At 41.7% G+C, this 15,719-nt stretch carries 14 protein-coding genes; 7 read left to right on the top strand and 7 right to left on the bottom strand.

The annotated features are described in order from the left end of the window. Positions 1-61: 61 nt before the first annotated feature. Positions 62-850: an ABC transporter permease gene (locus F8R90_RS24010; RefSeq protein WP_196512772.1), complete on the top strand. Its 789-nt coding sequence runs from the start codon at positions 62-64 to the stop codon at positions 848-850. 9 nt (positions 851-859) lie between these two features. Here the strand turns inward: F8R90_RS24010 and F8R90_RS24005 are convergent, their stop codons facing one another. The 3 genes from F8R90_RS24005 to F8R90_RS23995 all read right to left on the bottom strand — a co-directional run bounded on the left by F8R90_RS24005 (position 860) and on the right by F8R90_RS23995 (position 4,650). Continuing rightward, positions 860-2,596, bottom strand: coding sequence for a serine/threonine-protein kinase (locus F8R90_RS24005; protein ID WP_196512771.1), 1,737 nt, complete (start codon positions 2,594-2,596; stop codon positions 860-862). Positions 2,597-2,774: 178 nt separating this feature from the next. Next, a complete protein-coding gene (locus F8R90_RS24000; RefSeq protein ID WP_196512809.1) occupies positions 2,775-3,611 on the bottom strand; it encodes an alpha/beta fold hydrolase in 837 nt (278 codons plus the stop codon). Between the two features lie 118 nt (positions 3,612-3,729). Continuing rightward, positions 3,730-4,650 (bottom strand): bestrophin family protein, encoded by a 921-nt coding sequence (locus F8R90_RS23995; RefSeq protein WP_196512770.1) that lies wholly within the window; start codon positions 4,648-4,650, stop codon positions 3,730-3,732. 122 nt (positions 4,651-4,772) lie between these two features. Here F8R90_RS23995 and F8R90_RS23990 point away from each other — a divergent pair, with 122 nt between their 5' ends. After that, the gene (locus F8R90_RS23990; protein WP_196512769.1) at positions 4,773-4,970 is read left to right on the top strand and encodes a hypothetical protein; all 198 of its coding nucleotides are present in this window, start codon (positions 4,773-4,775) and stop codon (positions 4,968-4,970) included. 445 nt (positions 4,971-5,415) lie between these two features. Here the strand turns inward: F8R90_RS23990 and F8R90_RS23985 are convergent, their stop codons facing one another. The 4 genes from F8R90_RS23985 to F8R90_RS23970 all read right to left on the bottom strand — a co-directional run bounded on the left by F8R90_RS23985 (position 5,416) and on the right by F8R90_RS23970 (position 9,374). After that, on the bottom strand, positions 5,416-5,802 hold the full coding sequence (locus tag F8R90_RS23985; RefSeq protein ID WP_196512768.1) for a VOC family protein: 387 nt from the start codon (positions 5,800-5,802) through the stop codon (positions 5,416-5,418). A 581-nt stretch (positions 5,803-6,383) separates the two neighbouring features. Further along, positions 6,384-7,208 (bottom strand): SIMPL domain-containing protein, encoded by an 825-nt coding sequence (locus F8R90_RS23980; protein ID WP_196512767.1) that lies wholly within the window; start codon positions 7,206-7,208, stop codon positions 6,384-6,386. Positions 7,209-7,398: 190 nt separating this feature from the next. Beyond that, on the bottom strand, positions 7,399-7,776 hold the full coding sequence (locus tag F8R90_RS23975) for a hypothetical protein (RefSeq protein WP_196512766.1): 378 nt from the start codon (positions 7,774-7,776) through the stop codon (positions 7,399-7,401). Between the two features lie 533 nt (positions 7,777-8,309). Beyond that, positions 8,310-9,374, bottom strand: a complete 1,065-nt coding sequence (locus tag F8R90_RS23970) for an NAD(P)/FAD-dependent oxidoreductase (RefSeq protein WP_196512765.1) — start codon at positions 9,372-9,374, stop codon at positions 8,310-8,312. 144 nt (positions 9,375-9,518) lie between these two features. On the opposite strand from F8R90_RS23970, the gene F8R90_RS23965 reads away from it, so the two are divergent. The 5 genes from F8R90_RS23965 to F8R90_RS23945 all read left to right on the top strand — a co-directional run bounded on the left by F8R90_RS23965 (position 9,519) and on the right by F8R90_RS23945 (position 15,703). Further along, on the top strand, positions 9,519-10,361 hold the full coding sequence (locus tag F8R90_RS23965; RefSeq protein ID WP_196512764.1) for a hypothetical protein: 843 nt from the start codon (positions 9,519-9,521) through the stop codon (positions 10,359-10,361). Next, positions 10,343-11,668: an O-antigen ligase family protein gene (locus F8R90_RS23960; protein WP_196512763.1), complete on the top strand. Its 1,326-nt coding sequence runs from the start codon at positions 10,343-10,345 to the stop codon at positions 11,666-11,668. The genes F8R90_RS23965 and F8R90_RS23960 overlap by 19 nt, the downstream gene beginning before the upstream one ends. Positions 11,669-12,118: 450 nt before the next feature. Then, positions 12,119-12,640, top strand: coding sequence for a Ycf51 family protein (locus tag F8R90_RS23955; RefSeq protein WP_190896596.1), 522 nt, complete (start codon positions 12,119-12,121; stop codon positions 12,638-12,640). Positions 12,641-13,301: 661 nt separating this feature from the next. Next, on the top strand, positions 13,302-14,501 hold the full coding sequence (locus tag F8R90_RS23950; protein WP_196512762.1) for an iron-containing alcohol dehydrogenase family protein: 1,200 nt from the start codon (positions 13,302-13,304) through the stop codon (positions 14,499-14,501). After that, positions 14,498-15,703: an aspartate aminotransferase gene (locus tag F8R90_RS23945; RefSeq protein ID WP_196512761.1), complete on the top strand. Its 1,206-nt coding sequence runs from the start codon at positions 14,498-14,500 to the stop codon at positions 15,701-15,703. Before F8R90_RS23950 ends, F8R90_RS23945 begins: the two co-directional genes overlap by 4 nt. Positions 15,704-15,719 lie beyond the last annotated feature (16 nt).

Raw genomic sequence — 15,719 nt, 5'->3', positions numbered from 1 at the left:
TTAATCGCGTCTGTACAAGAGTGGAGAATTCTGGATAATTTTTGTAGCGGGAAGTGAATAAATGAAGCAGATAATCAGAAAAGCCTTAACTTTGCTGTCAGTATACTACGCCTATATGGTTGAGTATCGAGCAGAACTAATCTTATGGGTTTTGGCTGGCTCTTTGCCGATTATCCTTATGGGTATCTGGATACAGGCAGCACAAGGAGGACAGTTTGGACTATCACCTGTGGATTTTGCTCGTTACTTTATCACAGTTTTCATTGTTAGACAATTAACAGTTGCTTGGGTAATTTGGGACTTTGAAAGAGAGGTAGTAGAAGGCAGGCTTTCGCCCAAGTTGCTACAACCACTCGACCCCGTATGGCATCATGTTGCGAGTCATATTTCTGAAAGATTTGCTCGGCTAACGTTTGCTTTTCTACTAGTGGGATTATTTTTTATTCTTTATCCCCAGGCTTTTTGGTTACCAAGTTTGAGTAGGTTTTTGCTGTTTACATTGGCGGCGGTGCTAGCTTTTGCTTTGCGGTTTACGATTCAGTACACCTTTGCCATGTTCGCCTTTTGGACAGAACGGGCTAGCGCTTTAGAAAATTTTTGGTTGTTATTTTATCTATTTTTATCTGGTTTGATAGCACCTTTAGAGGTCTTTCCAGAACCTGTGCAGAAAATAGTGATGTTTACGCCTTTTCCCTATTTGATTGATTTTCCTGCGAGTCTTTTGGTAGGGCTACCCGTGGATATAGGGCGAGGATTTGGGTCAATGGTGGGATGGATATTAGTGTTTTTGGGTGCGAATCGTTTGCTGTGGCGTGCGGGTTTGAAGCGGTATTCTGGGATGGGAGCATGATTTACAATGCTAGAGATTTTCTAAATTACTTGGTATCGTCTTAAAGTTTTCTGCCGTCCCCAAAGAATAATCTTCTAACTTAAAATCAGCAAAAGGCTTCTTCTCTAACCTATCCCGTAATGCCTCATCAATAATTACACTTGCTGATTGTTTTTTAACACCAATGATTATAATACTTTTCTGATATTTAGTTAAATCCTGATTTGCCTGACAATCACTCCGTTGAAATTGTCCCAAATTTAATATACGATAGCCTTTGACACTTGGTGTATTAATAAATAAATTTTTCACTAAAAGTTGTACTTGTTTGGAACGTTCTAAAGACATTCGCTGTTGAACTGCTATATTACCTTTACAAGAAACTGTGCCTACAGAAATAATCTCACTAGGATCTTCCATTATCTTCTGTATACCTTCCTGTTCTAAGTTCAACTTTAAAAGGTCTAGACTAATAATTTCATCATTATATTTAATTTGAAAATTGCTACCTAAAAGCCATTTATATTCTAGTGATAAAACAGCTATATTAAATTCGGCTACCTTCCCCTGACTATCCCTACCTTCTTGATAAGGAAAATAATCAATATTACCTTTTTTTTGTGGAGATTGACCGTAATTTTGCCTCACAGAAAATTTTGATGTCCGCGTTGCTAATACCACTATACTAAGTAATCCTAATATGACTAACAGGGCTACAAAAAATGCCAGTAGTGGTACTTCTTCTGTCTGTTTCTGTGGAGATAATGAAGTTTTAGTAATTAGTGCTGGCAATTCCTCAATTTTACAATCATCTAATAAATTAATGTTTTCAGCAGTAGTTTCTATTAGTTGGGTTTCAATTTCTTCTAGGCGTTGTAAAATCTCCTGAGTATTTGCAGGACGCTTTTCTATATCCGGTGCTGTGAGCCAATCAATTAAATTCAATAGTAAGGGTGAGATATGGATGGCATGATTTTGCCAGTGCAACAAATTTTGCTGGACATCATACATATCTAAAGGATGGTATCCCGTGAGTAAAAATACAAAAGTGCGTCCCAAGGCAAAGAAATCTGATTGCGGTACTGCTTGAGCATTCATTTGTTCTGGAGCGCTGTAGCCAGATGACATCAGTGCTGTCATCCCGTCGCTGTTGTTGAGTTTGTCTGGGTAGGTTCTGTCAATTTCTGTGGCGGTGCCAAAATCAATCAGTACTAAATCCCCCCAACCCTTCCCAAGGGAGGATCGAATCATGATATTAGATGGCTTAATATCTCGATGCAGGTACTGTTGACCATGCACTAAATCCAAAATTTCTACCAATTGTTTTAACCAGGCCAAAGCTTGTTCCTGTGAAATAGGGTAATTCTGCTGTTGCTGCTTTAGCCACTCTTCTAAGTTGTACCCATCGATTTTTTCCATTGCAATGCAATGCAACACTAAACCATTTCGGGTTTGATACTGGAAGTAACTATCCTCTTTGGGAATGCCAGGATGCTTGAGTTGTCTCAATACAGTTACTTCTTGCTGAAATAGTTCTACTGCTTTGGCATCGCTTGATAGATCGTCTTTGAGTATCTTGAGGATTTTAGGGGTATCTTGTTCGTATGCTTCATAAACTTTACTAAACCCTGTTTTGTCACTCAACAGGCACATCACCCGATAACGCCCTAGCAATTCCAAATGGGAACCACAACTTTGACAAAAGCGGTTTTGATGATTATTCGGATGGTTTGGTTTAGGGCAAACGGGATTGATACAAAGGCTCATGACTGGCTTATCCGTACATTAACAGTTATCAGTTATGAGTTATCAGCGTTCACGAGTTACTGATAACTCATAACTGATTTAAGAGGAATACAGACGCGTAGCAGTTTGTTGCTAGACATCGCTCCTATTAATTCTTCTGTTGCCGTATGATAATCCCGTCCAATAATTATGAGATTTTCTATCTGTGTTCTGCCAATAAAGCTGCTACAGTTTGGTTAAATGCCTCTGGTTGTGTCAAAAACGGCCAATGATTGCCGGGAACTTGGCAGATGCGTAAGTTTTTAAGATAGGTTTTGTAGGGTTTAATTTGCCAATCTTGGCGGTTCAATCCTTGTTCTGGCTGGACGAAGATGGCAGGGGTGTCAAGGGGGATTGTAAAACCAGGCACTTGCATTACTGCCTCAAAAATGCTGTCACGGGCGGCTATGGTAAATTTGCTGCCCCAACTACCATCGGGTTTTTGTTCTATTCCTGCTTGAAAGACTTGCTGCTGTAAGGAACTCCATCCTTGATATTGCTTTAACTGCTGTGCTTGTTGTTCGGCTTCTTCATGAGTGGCAAAGGGACCCATACTTTTGAGAAAAGGCAAGAAGCGATACAACATGGGAAAAGTTACCCTGAGAAGACTGGGCATTTTCCAGATGAAAATTGGATCGACCAGAATTATACTCCGCAAACGCTTTGGGTTTTGCCTTGCCCAGATGGCGGCTAATTTGCCTGTCCATGAGTGGCTGACAATATGGGCAAAAGTCCATCCGAGATGATCCATAAGTGCTTCGAGGTCTGCGATCGCACTTTCAAAGCTATAATCTCTCTCAGGTTTACTACTTTGGCCATGTCCGCGCATATCTGGTGCAACTATGTGGTAGTCTGCCGCTAGGTAATTTCCTAAACTAGACCACACTAGAGCATGGTCGCCTAAGCCGTGTAACAGCAGTAAAGGTTCTTGTCCTTGGTTCCACTCTAAATAAGAAAGTTGGATATCAGGCTTTGATAAAGTTTGACGTACAGGCATCATTGCACATCCACCAATGAAGAGATTGTTTCGCGTTTATATAGTACTGCGAAAGAAGATGGACGCGGCGAGATGGGACTTGACAGCTATAACCAAATCTTGGAACTTCTTTCCAATCTCAACTTTTCTCATAGGTCAAATTACTTGAATGCGATCGCGTATTTGGAGTTAGAGTAATTAAATCATCAATGTTGCGTTTCATTGTGTCGCAAATCGCATCTAGAGGTAAGTCGTTAGGATCATAACCAAAGGGGTTTTCTATCTCCAAGCCGATGGCTTCAATGCCAAATACTGTAAAACCAACTAAAGCAGCAATTAAACCTGTCCACCAACCCAGAGTCTGCACTATTTGAAAGGGTAGCAGGAAACAATATAGCAGCAATAATTGCTTAAGATGAATGGCATAAGCTAATGGCATAGGTGTTTTTAAAATGCGTTCGCAAGCACCTAAATTATCCACAAGATTATTCAATAATTCTTGCATAGATGTTAACTGGTAGCTATTAAGGCAATTACGATGGTACTGCTCCTGTAAATAATCTCCTATCCAAAAGGCGACCTCTATAGGGGGATTATTCATAATCTTCAGTTTTATATACTTACTAGATGGCAATAAATCTTCTAACTCGCTATTGACTGCTTCTCCCCGCAAATGTAATTTAGTTGTCACAGCAAAAGCTACCAACAAATTTAATGCTGTAATTTTATTATCTTTATCTTCTGGAGAGATTTCATCAATTGATACCCAAATTTGCCGTGCCAGATTTCGGATATTATTTACTAAGGAACCCCAGCATTTTCTGCCTTCCCAAAATCGATCATAAGCGGTATTTGTGCGAAATACAAGTAACAAACCTAAAACAATACTAGGAATAACGCTTCCTAAAATAGGTTGGGATACAGGCAAATCAAAATGGTAAAGTATAGAAATCAAAAATCCGAAAGCTCCGCACCATAAAATATGTTTATAAACCGCTTTCATTACCGAACCTTTAAGTTGTAATGTTGTGCGTAGCCATGTGAGTTTTTCGGCTTTCATACAGTCACCCTAAGAGAATATTTACTGAACCGATAGATTAAACATCGATACATTAAAAATAATAACTATAGAAATAGCACAATTGGCAAAGAGGATATTGTAATATAGCGGTTCCCATTCAGATGCGGTACAACATTACATCACGAGGTTTAGGGCACGGCACTGCCCATACATGTCAACTTAACGTGAAAGCCATCCTAGAAGCAGCTTTTAGATATTGTCTCGTTCCCAGTCGGAGACTGGGAATGCCGTCCTCTCTTGCTGGCGGCAGAGCCGCCAGGAGCAGCATTTCCAGCCCAGAGGCTGGAAACGAGATTTGAAAAGGCTTTTAGCTTAAGTTGACACCAATGGGCACTGCCGTGCCCCTACGGGTGTACCTCACGTAAACGAGAACTATAAGTAGTGATGGAAAGATAACAGTATATGCTGGCGGTGATGGCTGTATCCTGCCTTCTGTTACAATCTGCTGAGGTAGGTAGGGGAGGCTGTTCCCAAGCGTATTGCCTTATGTATATCAAAGCGATAGCTACGGCTGGCTACGCCTACGCGGCTAATTGTAAGTAAATGTAAAGATTTCTCGGTAGCTGCATAAATCCCGCACCTCACGCCGATAAATCGATAGAAGAAAAGGTACATGGCTATCGATAATAGTTATACAGCATTAGTCAGTATCATGTACTCCAGTAAATCAAAAAGTTCTAACCTGTATAAATCCTGCCCTGTAAATTAAACGTTTAGACATAACTTATTTAGTTATGTCTTTTTTTAGCGGTTAGTCTCAAAACGTTGAATTTCAATTAAATAACCACTGGGATCACGCAAAAAACAGTGGTAAATGTTGTACTTTTTGTTTAGTTTAGGTGGCTTTTCAAATTCGATGCCACGTTGTTTGAGATATTCAAACCACTCATCCACCTGCTGTGTAACCAAGGTAAAAATAACACTTGATTGCATGTCGGCTGGAGGAGTTGATATTTCGCTTGCTTGACACAATCCTAAATATCCAGAACCGCTAACAGTGTAAATTCTACAGATTCCTTGGTCAAGCCACAACTCCAAGCCCAGCTTTTGTTCGTAGAATTCTGCGGACGCATTGAGATCATGAGTATAAAAGAAGGTAACCTGCTGTTCTATTGGCGGACGATCAGACATAAAATAGATTTGAGTATATACCCTAACGACATCTGGCGATCGCATAGGTAAAAATTGATTGATGTTAGAAACCTGTTACTACTCCAGATGCCTTAAGTGCATCTGGAGTTTCTTTTTGGAAAAAGCGATGTCTACGACGGGCTGCGCCTACGCAATTTTCCAAATCATCCGGATATGCCAAAACACGGCTGAATAAGGATGCATACTGAATTATCTATATTTAACACGGGGCATCACTTATTGATGTACCCCTTCTGCCAAACAACTCTCGCAAAACAGCCTCAGTGCATCTGGGGCTGTTTTGCGTTACTTTCAACAGAGAAGTTGTGTAAACGAGAAGCACAGCAGTTGATCCTTAGACATCTTTAACTGTATTTGAGTGTATACCCTGATGACGTAGAATGCTCGTCACGGTGAAAATTTGGTATAGGTAAATGCGTATCTTTCCTGACTCCAGATTTGTCACAAACATTTCTGGAGTTTTTTCATTATTAGAGTTGTTTACAGCTAAGGCAAAATAGTCAAGCGATCGCACTTATAATCTTGACTCAATCAAAGTGAGATACACGTAATATAAATGATTATTTCGTTGTATATGTCACAAAAATATCCTTTTTCATCTCTACTTCTGCCGGGGCATCTGGATTATAAGCTGGTGATAATAAAAAACTAGCAAATGACGGCAAAGGAACTCCAGTTTTGGAACTACATGAGGGATAGAATAATGTATAAAAAGGTTCGGCTATAGAAGGAGTATCAAGTTTAACACTCATAGCAGTTGCTAAAGCCTGAGCGCGACTTTGAGCGTCTTTCATCGCTGATTGATAAACTGAACTCTGCAAAGCTTGACAGTCATTGGCTGCATACTCAACGCCCACGCTCTTGACAGAAAGATTTTCAATTTCACTTGTCGCTTTGTTCGCTGTAGCAACAATCTCCTGGACGCGATCGCGTGTTGGCTTTTCCAATCTCACCAATATTTTGGCGCTATTTTCACTGGAATTAGTGCTAATTTGCACTTGAATTTTATCAGCCCTAACTCCTTTTGCAACTAGGCTATTAACTACAGGCTGGAGAGTTGCTTTAGTTAGAGATTTTGTGTTTGGTAAAGGTTCTGCTGCTGTTTTGTAATTTAAGAGTAGAGTCCGTGAGGGCAAGCGACGGGCTTCAGGTAGAGATGATGGTTGCGTTTCTAACTCATCATTGCTAGCTTCCCTACTGAATACCAATTCAATATCCGCTGTATCTGCTGGCACTCTCACTACTCCTTGCCCGATTACCATTATTGAATGGCGATCGCTTGCTGGTGGGTAAAATAATTGGGCATTAGTGGCTTTGGGTGTTAATGCTCCCATCCCGACAGTCACAGTAATACTTACCAACATTAGAGCAGTTATTTTTCTCATGTCCTGGGATGTCCTTTGAACCTCTTAATTGTCAAATTTTACACCTCAATAGCAAGCAATATGCTTAAAAAAATATTGAGCTATTCCCACGAGTTTTACACTGACTTGAGTCATGGGATTAGCTCAAAAATTAAAAATTCACTGCGGGCATTATGATATCTCAGCAGAGAGCCAAATCTTGTTAAAACTATTAACCAAACCAGTGAGAGGGTTCACAAGTTGATTGAACTGTTTCACAAACATGGTGGCTAATCCAATCTGACTTTTCTTGAACGATTAAACAAATACCTTGGTGAATCAAATTCTGTAAGTGTAGTTGCTGCTCTAAGGGTTTACGAGGCAATTTGTAATAAGCCAAGTTTCCTTGTTCAGCTTCAGCTAGCGGAATCTGTGCGTCAGACATCGCGCTGTAAAAGGAGGGAATGCGGTTGAGGACGAAAGCAATTAGCTCTTGGCGTAAGTCAGGAATCGCAAAGGCTTGTTGATATGGATGGTATGGATATGTATCCAAAACGCTTTCAATCTCACTGACTATTGATTGCTGTGTTAAATTGACTACCGTTTTCATGATTTTTAAACCCCTTTTTTATTCCAGTCAATGATTGGTGGAGAAAATAACTTTTTTAGATGGCAACGTCGTTATGACAATCAGTTAGAAATAATCCAACTGATAGATGTAATAAATCCCGAAACTAGTCTTTTATACTGGGTGAATGTCAGACATTTTTCCTTGCTTATTTTAGTTAAAGTTTATACTTTTTAACAGTATGAATTAATTAAAATAGCATCCGATATGCTGACATCTTCTCAACATTTTATATTTATAATCCTAATTATTTCAAATTTCTGCCTTTTTGGCAGAAATTTACACAAAACGCAGCATTAAAGATAGGGGATCAAGACTAACAGCAATAAAACAACTTGAATTAGGAACAAGTTTTTAATGAAGTTAACCTTTCTTGGTAATTTACATCACATTTTACGTTTGCTGCAAAAATTGCTGTTTCATCTAAAAAACTTATTTGTTGCACCTTGATTTAGTGAGTCATAAAAATAGCGACTCGCTATAGTGCAAAATCAGTCTAACGACAGATGAAAGGATCAGGTAAAAACGTTGAGAAAGTTCACATTTTCTAAAGGTAGATGACGTAACTGATTATTAATTTCATCAGCAGCCGCTAATCCAGAAACCATCGCACTTTCCACAAGATTGCCGCCACACCAATCACCACAGCAAACTAAAGGTAGAGGAGTTCCGGCAGACAGAAAGGCCTCGTGCCAAGGACGGCTAGGAAAGGCATAACGCCAACGATGTACTTGCATCCATTCGGGAGTATTCAGCCAAGGGAGCGACAGAGATTCAGCTGCTCGTTGCAACATATACTGTCCGGCCGGTTGTAAATCCTGGGATTCTAGATGGCGTTGGGCAAAATCCGCGCTACTTTGCACCACAAAATGTGGTTGTTGAGGATTAGAACGCTTGCTACTATCCAAACCAATCCATGCTAAATCAGCATCATCCACAAAAGTTAGAGCTTTCCACTGAGGGAGTGGTTGGGATGTGGGAGGATATCCAGCGATCGCACTAATCGAAGGATAAAATTCTACAGAACGCAAGTTGTCAAGAAAGGCTGCATCCAATCCACTTTCACCCAAAGGTTCTAACAGCATCACAGCTTGGGGTGCAGGAATGGCGACAACTAAAGCTTTTGCAGTTAATTCTTCGTTGCTAGATTCGAGAGCCAAACGCCAACTATTTTCGGGAGTTGGGGTAATAGCAATGACACGCTGATTCAGTAATATTTCTAAACCTGGGGCGAGGGATTTAGCAATCGCACTCATGCCTCCAGGTGCAACATATCGCGGACTGCGGTTTTTGGGTTCAGATAAAGGAGCACCTGCTGTGAGTTCGTAAACCTCCTCCGTCCAAACTTCGAGGATATGGCGCGATCGCAATATCTCCACAAAACGTCCCAACAATTCACCCTTTGGCTTCAGGTAACAAGCCCCATGATCCGCCAAAGTTCCATGCAAGCGGCGTGTAGCTAGTCTTCCTCCCAAACCACGGGACTTTTCTACCACTAGCACCGAATATCCAGCTTGACTTAACTGCTGGGCGCAGACTAAACCAGCTATTCCGGCACCAATCACTGCAATATCAGTCATGAGTCAGTAGTCCTTAGTCATTGGTTATTAGTTATTGGTCATTAGTTATTCGTTATTATCAAAGGACAAAATTACTACTAATGACTGCTGAAAGCTAATAGTAGAATAAGGTACAGAAAGCTGCATGGAAGGGAGGAAGGGAAATTGGATGAGATGAGGGCGGCGCTAGAGTTAGCGACCGAAGAAGAATTGCAAGACTTAACGGCAATTCTATTTAGTCGTAAGTTCAATCCCCTAGACTATGTACACACACCCGAACCCATCGAAGTGCAAAGCCAAGACCGTAAAGCCTGGCTAGACGCACTAGAGGGTCGCTTTCGTTTTTTGGCAGCAGATGGAATGACGGTATTGCGGGGACGCACAGGCCAGGTAACTTACCGACAAGCCTTAGTTCAAGTATGTAAGTATCTAAAAATTCCCTATTCTAATCAACTGGCAACCATTGATTTAGAAGCAGAAGTATTTTTGCATCTACTAGGACAAGTGTGGAAAAAATTGCCTGAACAAGAAAAGCAGAAATTGACTCTACGAGTGCAGCGTCACCTTGTCAAATCAGAACTAAAAGAACCGCTACCACTTTTATTGCAGCGTGACCCCTTGGGGTTACTTTTCAAAGGCGGTAGTGCATTAGCGGTGACTTCTCTTCTCCAGCCACTTGTGCTTAAGCAAATTGCCCGTCAATTTGCCATCCACTTTGCTACCTATGAAGTAGCCAAACAAGCGGCGATTACAGGTTCAGAAGCAGCTACAACGCAGTTTAAAAGCCATGTAGCTATGCGAATGGCCCAGCGAGGTATGACTGTGAATGCTGCTCGTTATGGGGCAGCCCGCAGTATGTTTGCCGTGATTGGGCCGATAATGTGGACTTGGTTTTTTGCGGATTTAGGGTGGAGAGCGATCGCCACTAACTATGGTCGGATCATCCCTACTATTTTTGCTTTAGCTCAAATTCGCCTCACTCGTGAGGAATGTTGGGAACCAGCTTGAACAAGGTTTTTGACTATTTCAAGTCTCGTTGGCAATCTTCTTGGAACTACTCTCTATGGGCACTGTTAATTTTCCCATTGAGTCCTTTATTGGGGGCTGTGACTATAGGTTTTGTATCATTAATAACTTGGTTGAAACAATACCGCAAAATTAGTCGCCGCCCCCTCAATTGGGGATTTGCCCTTTTGAGTGTGTTGCTAATCGTGAGTGCTGGGTTTGCCGATGACAAGACAGCAGCTTTCCTCGGCTTATTTAATTTATTACCATTTTTTTTACTTTTCGCTGCCCATAGCGCTCTAATTCAAACATTTGTTCAATTGCGGCAAATGGCTTGGATTTTGGTAATCGGTTCTATGCCGATGGTGATTATTGGCTTGGGGCAATTATTTTTGGGCTGGAGTTTGAAGTTAGAGATTTTGTGGATTGTGTTGGATTGGACGATCGCACCAGGAGGAAATCCGCCAGGTCGCATAGCTTCACTCTTCTTGCACGCTAATACTTTCGCAGCTTATCTAGTGATAGTTTTCATCCTTGGTCTAGGGTTGTGGTTAGAAAACTATCAGCAACTAAGAGTCAAGAGTCAAAAATCATTTCTCCCCCTCCTCTTCCTAACCGTGGCGATGATTACAAATTTCATCGCCTTGATTTTTACCAACTCGCGCAATGGGTGGGCGATCGCTATTTTTGCCTGTTTAGCTTATGCACTCTACCAAGGTTGGCGCATTCTTATGGGTGGTGTGGCTGCGATCGTCTCTAGTGTGCTTTTGGCAGCTTTCGCACCCTCACCAGTCGCTCAATTTTTTCGCCGGGTAGTTCCTGCTTTCTTTTGGGCAAGATTAAATGACGATATGTATCCAGATAGACCAGTTGCTTTAATGCGAAAAACTCAGTGGCAGTTTGCTTGGTCTTTAGCTCAAGAACATCCTTGGACTGGCTGGGGGTTACGCAGTTTTAGTGGACTCTACAGAGCAAAGATGCAGATTCCCTTAGGTCATCCCCATAATTTGTTTTTGATGTTATCTGCTGAAACTGGTTTTCCCAGTACTTTTTTATTTTGTGGTTTACTTGCTTGGATTCTGATTTCAGGCGGGCAATTATTGCGAAAGTCAAAATATATAAATACAGAAGACAGATTGATATTTTTCAGTTATTTTCTGGCTTTTGTTGGGTGGGTTCTATTGAATACAGTAGATGTAACCCTTTTCGATTTTCGATTGAATGCGCTTTCATGGTTAATTTTGGCTGCCATTTGTGGAGTAGTACATCGTTATAATCAACAACACAGGCTGGGATATCATCAAAATTAGGCATTAGTTGTTTTCAGTGTATGCACTGGGGACATTTAGAGTTTGAAGTTAATAAGATTACTATATTCACGTCTGTGACTGTGAGTGTGACTAATACCTAATTAGTCACTGTTGCTGATTGTTGGGAAGGTGTAGGGACAACCCTTTGGGGTTTTCCTGCATGACGGGCATCTCTTGTAGATGCCCTTTTGTATTTTTATTATTTTTACTCAGTTAAGCACAATTTTAAAAGATATTGAATTTGACGGAATATCTAAAAAATTTTTATCTTTTATAAAGAAGTATAAAACATGATTATTGAAATTAAGCTAGGTTTTTGTAACTCGCTACAGCCTATCTATTTGTATGTGAAAAACGGAGAATTAAAGACTACGATAACCTCTATAGTGTAAGCTCTCGGTAAAATGGGTGTGTCGGTAACGAAAAAAAGACGCATTCATAACCAACCTTATGCTCACAACAGCTGACTTTCTTCAGTACACCCAATGGTCAGGCATAGCTACCTTGGTATTTGCTGCCTTAACAGTTTTGGCTTTTATTCTCAAATGGGGCATCCGCTTTCGCCTGGTGGGTACGACTGGCTTTATGCTGGTGCTGACGGGTGGTTTATTTGGACTTTCGATAGTCCCATTGAGTCGGACTGTGATTCCAGGAGCAGCCCGGTACACTCTAGTTTATGACAATGGGTCAACACAAGCGGTGATTGCCACATCACCCCAAATTACACCCACACAATTAGAAGCAACTTTACGTCAAGCAGCCAGTAATTTGTTTTCTTATGGTCGCTCAGGTACACGGGAAGACGAAAAGTTGACAGTTCGCGCCCGTACCATTATCCACCCAGAACCAGGGACTTCTGTACCAGTTTACTTGGGTGAGGCCAAGCGATCGCTCGTTTCTCGTCAAAATTCTCCAGTCACAGTCAAAATTTACACAGACAATTTCGCCCAATTGCCAAAACCCACAGCTTAAGAAGCACGGAGTTAGGGGAGCAGGGAGGAATTTTTGTAGAAGTTTCTCCTTATCCCCTCTGACCCATTTCACAGGACACAATAATTTACCTGTCATCAGGATGACAAAATTTATTTTGTATTTACTGATACATTAATAGTTATTTTTAGATTAAGATATTCACACTTTAGTAGTTCCACTGTGGGTAAAAGTCAATCAGCGTGCAGGTAATGGGTATTGATAGTTGTGATTTGTCAGTTGTTATCCTAATTACCACTGTTGCCATTTTCACAAGTCTTTGCGGCACATGAGTTGGCTGTGGAGGCATACAGATAGATAGATGTATGTACCTAGGTACTTATCCATAGCTGACAATGACCATCGACACATTATTCAGTTCTCAATGACTTTTCTTGAGAATCTGAGAATGGTAATGTTAAATACGGTTATTCAAAACTTTGATAGTTCGGAATTTCAGACTAATGGACATCACAGATTCAAGCAAAGTCGTCAATTTGCTTAACCAGTTGGCGATAGGCTTTGTCTTTTTTATTAAATCGGTTAAAACCTAGTTGAGTCAGATACAAGCTTGTAGCCATCCTGAAAAAAGCGTGGCAACAAGTATCCTTGGCTGCAAGTCTATTAGATTAAGAAATATCAAGGTTTTGGCAAACTAGATTATATGTCTAATCAACTTTCTACTCAACCTTCTTTGTCTACTCAAACCTCTAGTCCGTTATTGACGCTCACAGTTGCCCCTGCAAAAGTAATTCGTGGTTCTGGGGTGCTACAAGCAGCCGCAGCAGAGATCGCCTGTTTGGGAAGTCGTCCCTTAATTGTGGCAGGTGAGTCTACTCTCGCCATCAGCAGAAAGAATTTGCAACCGATTTTAGAAACGCAACAGTTACATCCTGTCCAAGCTTCTTATGGTGCAGATTGCTGCGAAGCTAGCCTGAAATCTTTACAGAAAAAAGCAAAAGAACATAAAGCTGATGTAATTATCGGCTTTGGTGGCGGCAAAGCCTTAGATACAGCGAAATTAGTTGCACAGCAATTGCAGTTGTCAGTGGTGACAATTCCGACATCAGGGGCTACTTGTGCCGCTTGGAGTGCCTTGTCGAATGTTTATTCGGAAGATGGGGCATTTCTCTACGATGTGGGGCTGTCTCATTGTCCCGATTTATTGATACTTGATTATGACTTGATTAAAACTGCACCACAACGGACTTTAGTAGCTGGAATTGGTGATGCGATCGCTAAGTGGTATGAAGCCTCAGTTAGCAGTGGGCATTTGCAAGACACTTTAATTATTGCTGCGGTGCAACAAGCACGAGTTTTGCGAGATATCCTCTTACAAAAGTCAGCGGCCGCCTTGAAAGAACCAGGTAGTGAAGTTTGGCGAGAAGTCGTAGATGCTACTGTTTTATTAGCTGGGGTAGTTGGGGGACTTGGAGGGGCGCAGTGTCGCACAGTTGCAGCCCATGCCGTGCATAATGGTTTAACGCACATTTCAGGACATGAGAGTATTCATGGCGAAAAGGTTGCTTTTGGGATTTTGGTACAACTGCGTTTAGAAGAAATGCTACAAGGCAATCAATTAGCCGCATCAGCAAGACAACAGTTGTTAAAGTTCTACGCAGAAATTGGACTACCCCAAAAATTAAGTGATTTGGGATTGGGCAATATTACATTAGGCGAGTTGCAAACAGCCGCTGAAATTGCTCTAGTTCCTAATTCTGACATCCATCGACTACCATTTAAAGTCGCGTTGGAACAATTGATGGCGGCAATGGTTTCCACCACTGCACCCATAGATAGTAGAGACAGTAGAGACATAAATCGAGTTTCGCCCAAGGGAATGAGTGACGAGGTTGAAGCATGAGTTTAGATTGGATTGTCCCAGCAGAACGTATACAAAAACTGCCACCCTATGTATTTGCCCGTTTAGATGAACTAAAAGCTAAAGCACGGGAACAAGGGTTAGATTTAATTGATTTGGGTATGGGAAACCCCGATGGTGCAACACCAGCACCAGTTGTAGAAGCTGCGATCGCAGCCTTGAAAGATCCCGCCAATCACGGTTATCCTCCCTTTGAGGGGACTGCTAGTTTTCGCCGTGCGATCACCAATTGGTATCGCCGCCGCTATGATGTCATTCTCGATCCCGATAGCGAAGCTTTACCGCTACTTGGTTCTAAAGAAGGATTAACCCATTTAGCGATCGCCTACGTTAACCCTGGCGATTTAGTTCTGGTTCCTTCCCCAGCTTATCCCGCCCATTTTCGCGGCCCTGCGATCGCAGGGGGGAAAATCCATAGTTTGATTCTTAAACCAGAGAATGACTGGTTAATCGATTTAGCTGCTATTCCTGACGAAGTTGCCAGACAAGCTAAAATTCTCTATTTCAACTATCCCAGCAATCCCACTGCTGCCACAGCCCCCCGCGAATTCTTTGAAGAAATCGTCGCCTTCGCCCGCAAATATGAAATTTTACTGGTGCATGATTTGTGTTATGCCGAGTTAGCTTTTGATGGTTATCAACCCACTAGCTTGCTAGAAATTCCCGGCGCGAAAGATATTGGTGTGGAATTTCACACCTTATCTAAAACCTATAATATGGCTGGTTGGCGTGTTGGGTTTGTGGTGGGGAACCGCCATGTCATTCAAGGTTTGCGAACACTAAAAACTAACTTGGATTACGGTATTTTTTCCGCTTTGCAAAAAGCAGCCGAAACCGCCTTGCAATTGCCAGATGTCTATTTGCATGAGGTACAACAACGTTACCGCACCCGCCGCGATTTCCTGATTAACGGGTTAGGAGAGTTGGGTTGGGATATTCCCAAAACCAAGGCGACAATGTATCTTTGGGTGAAGTGTCCCGTTGGCGTTGGTTCCACGGATTTTGCCCTGAACGTGTTGCAGCAAACAGGCGTTGTAGTTACCCCAGGAAATGCCTTTGGGGTTGCAGGTGAGGGTTATGTAAGAATCAGTTTGATTGCCGACTGCGATCGCTTGGGTGAAGCTTTACATCGCTTTAAACAAGCTGGTATCCGCTATCAACCGGAAGCTGTAGTCTCTGCTTGAGGAGCGATCGCTGATC

This window comes from Nostoc sp. NZL, from assembly GCF_015714705.1.
In the GTDB taxonomy this organism is placed as follows: Bacteria; Cyanobacteriota; Cyanobacteriia; order Cyanobacteriales; family Nostocaceae; genus Nostoc; species Nostoc foliaceum_A.
Note: the sequence above shows the minus strand (reverse complement) of the source record. Positions and strands in the feature narration are given on the sequence as shown.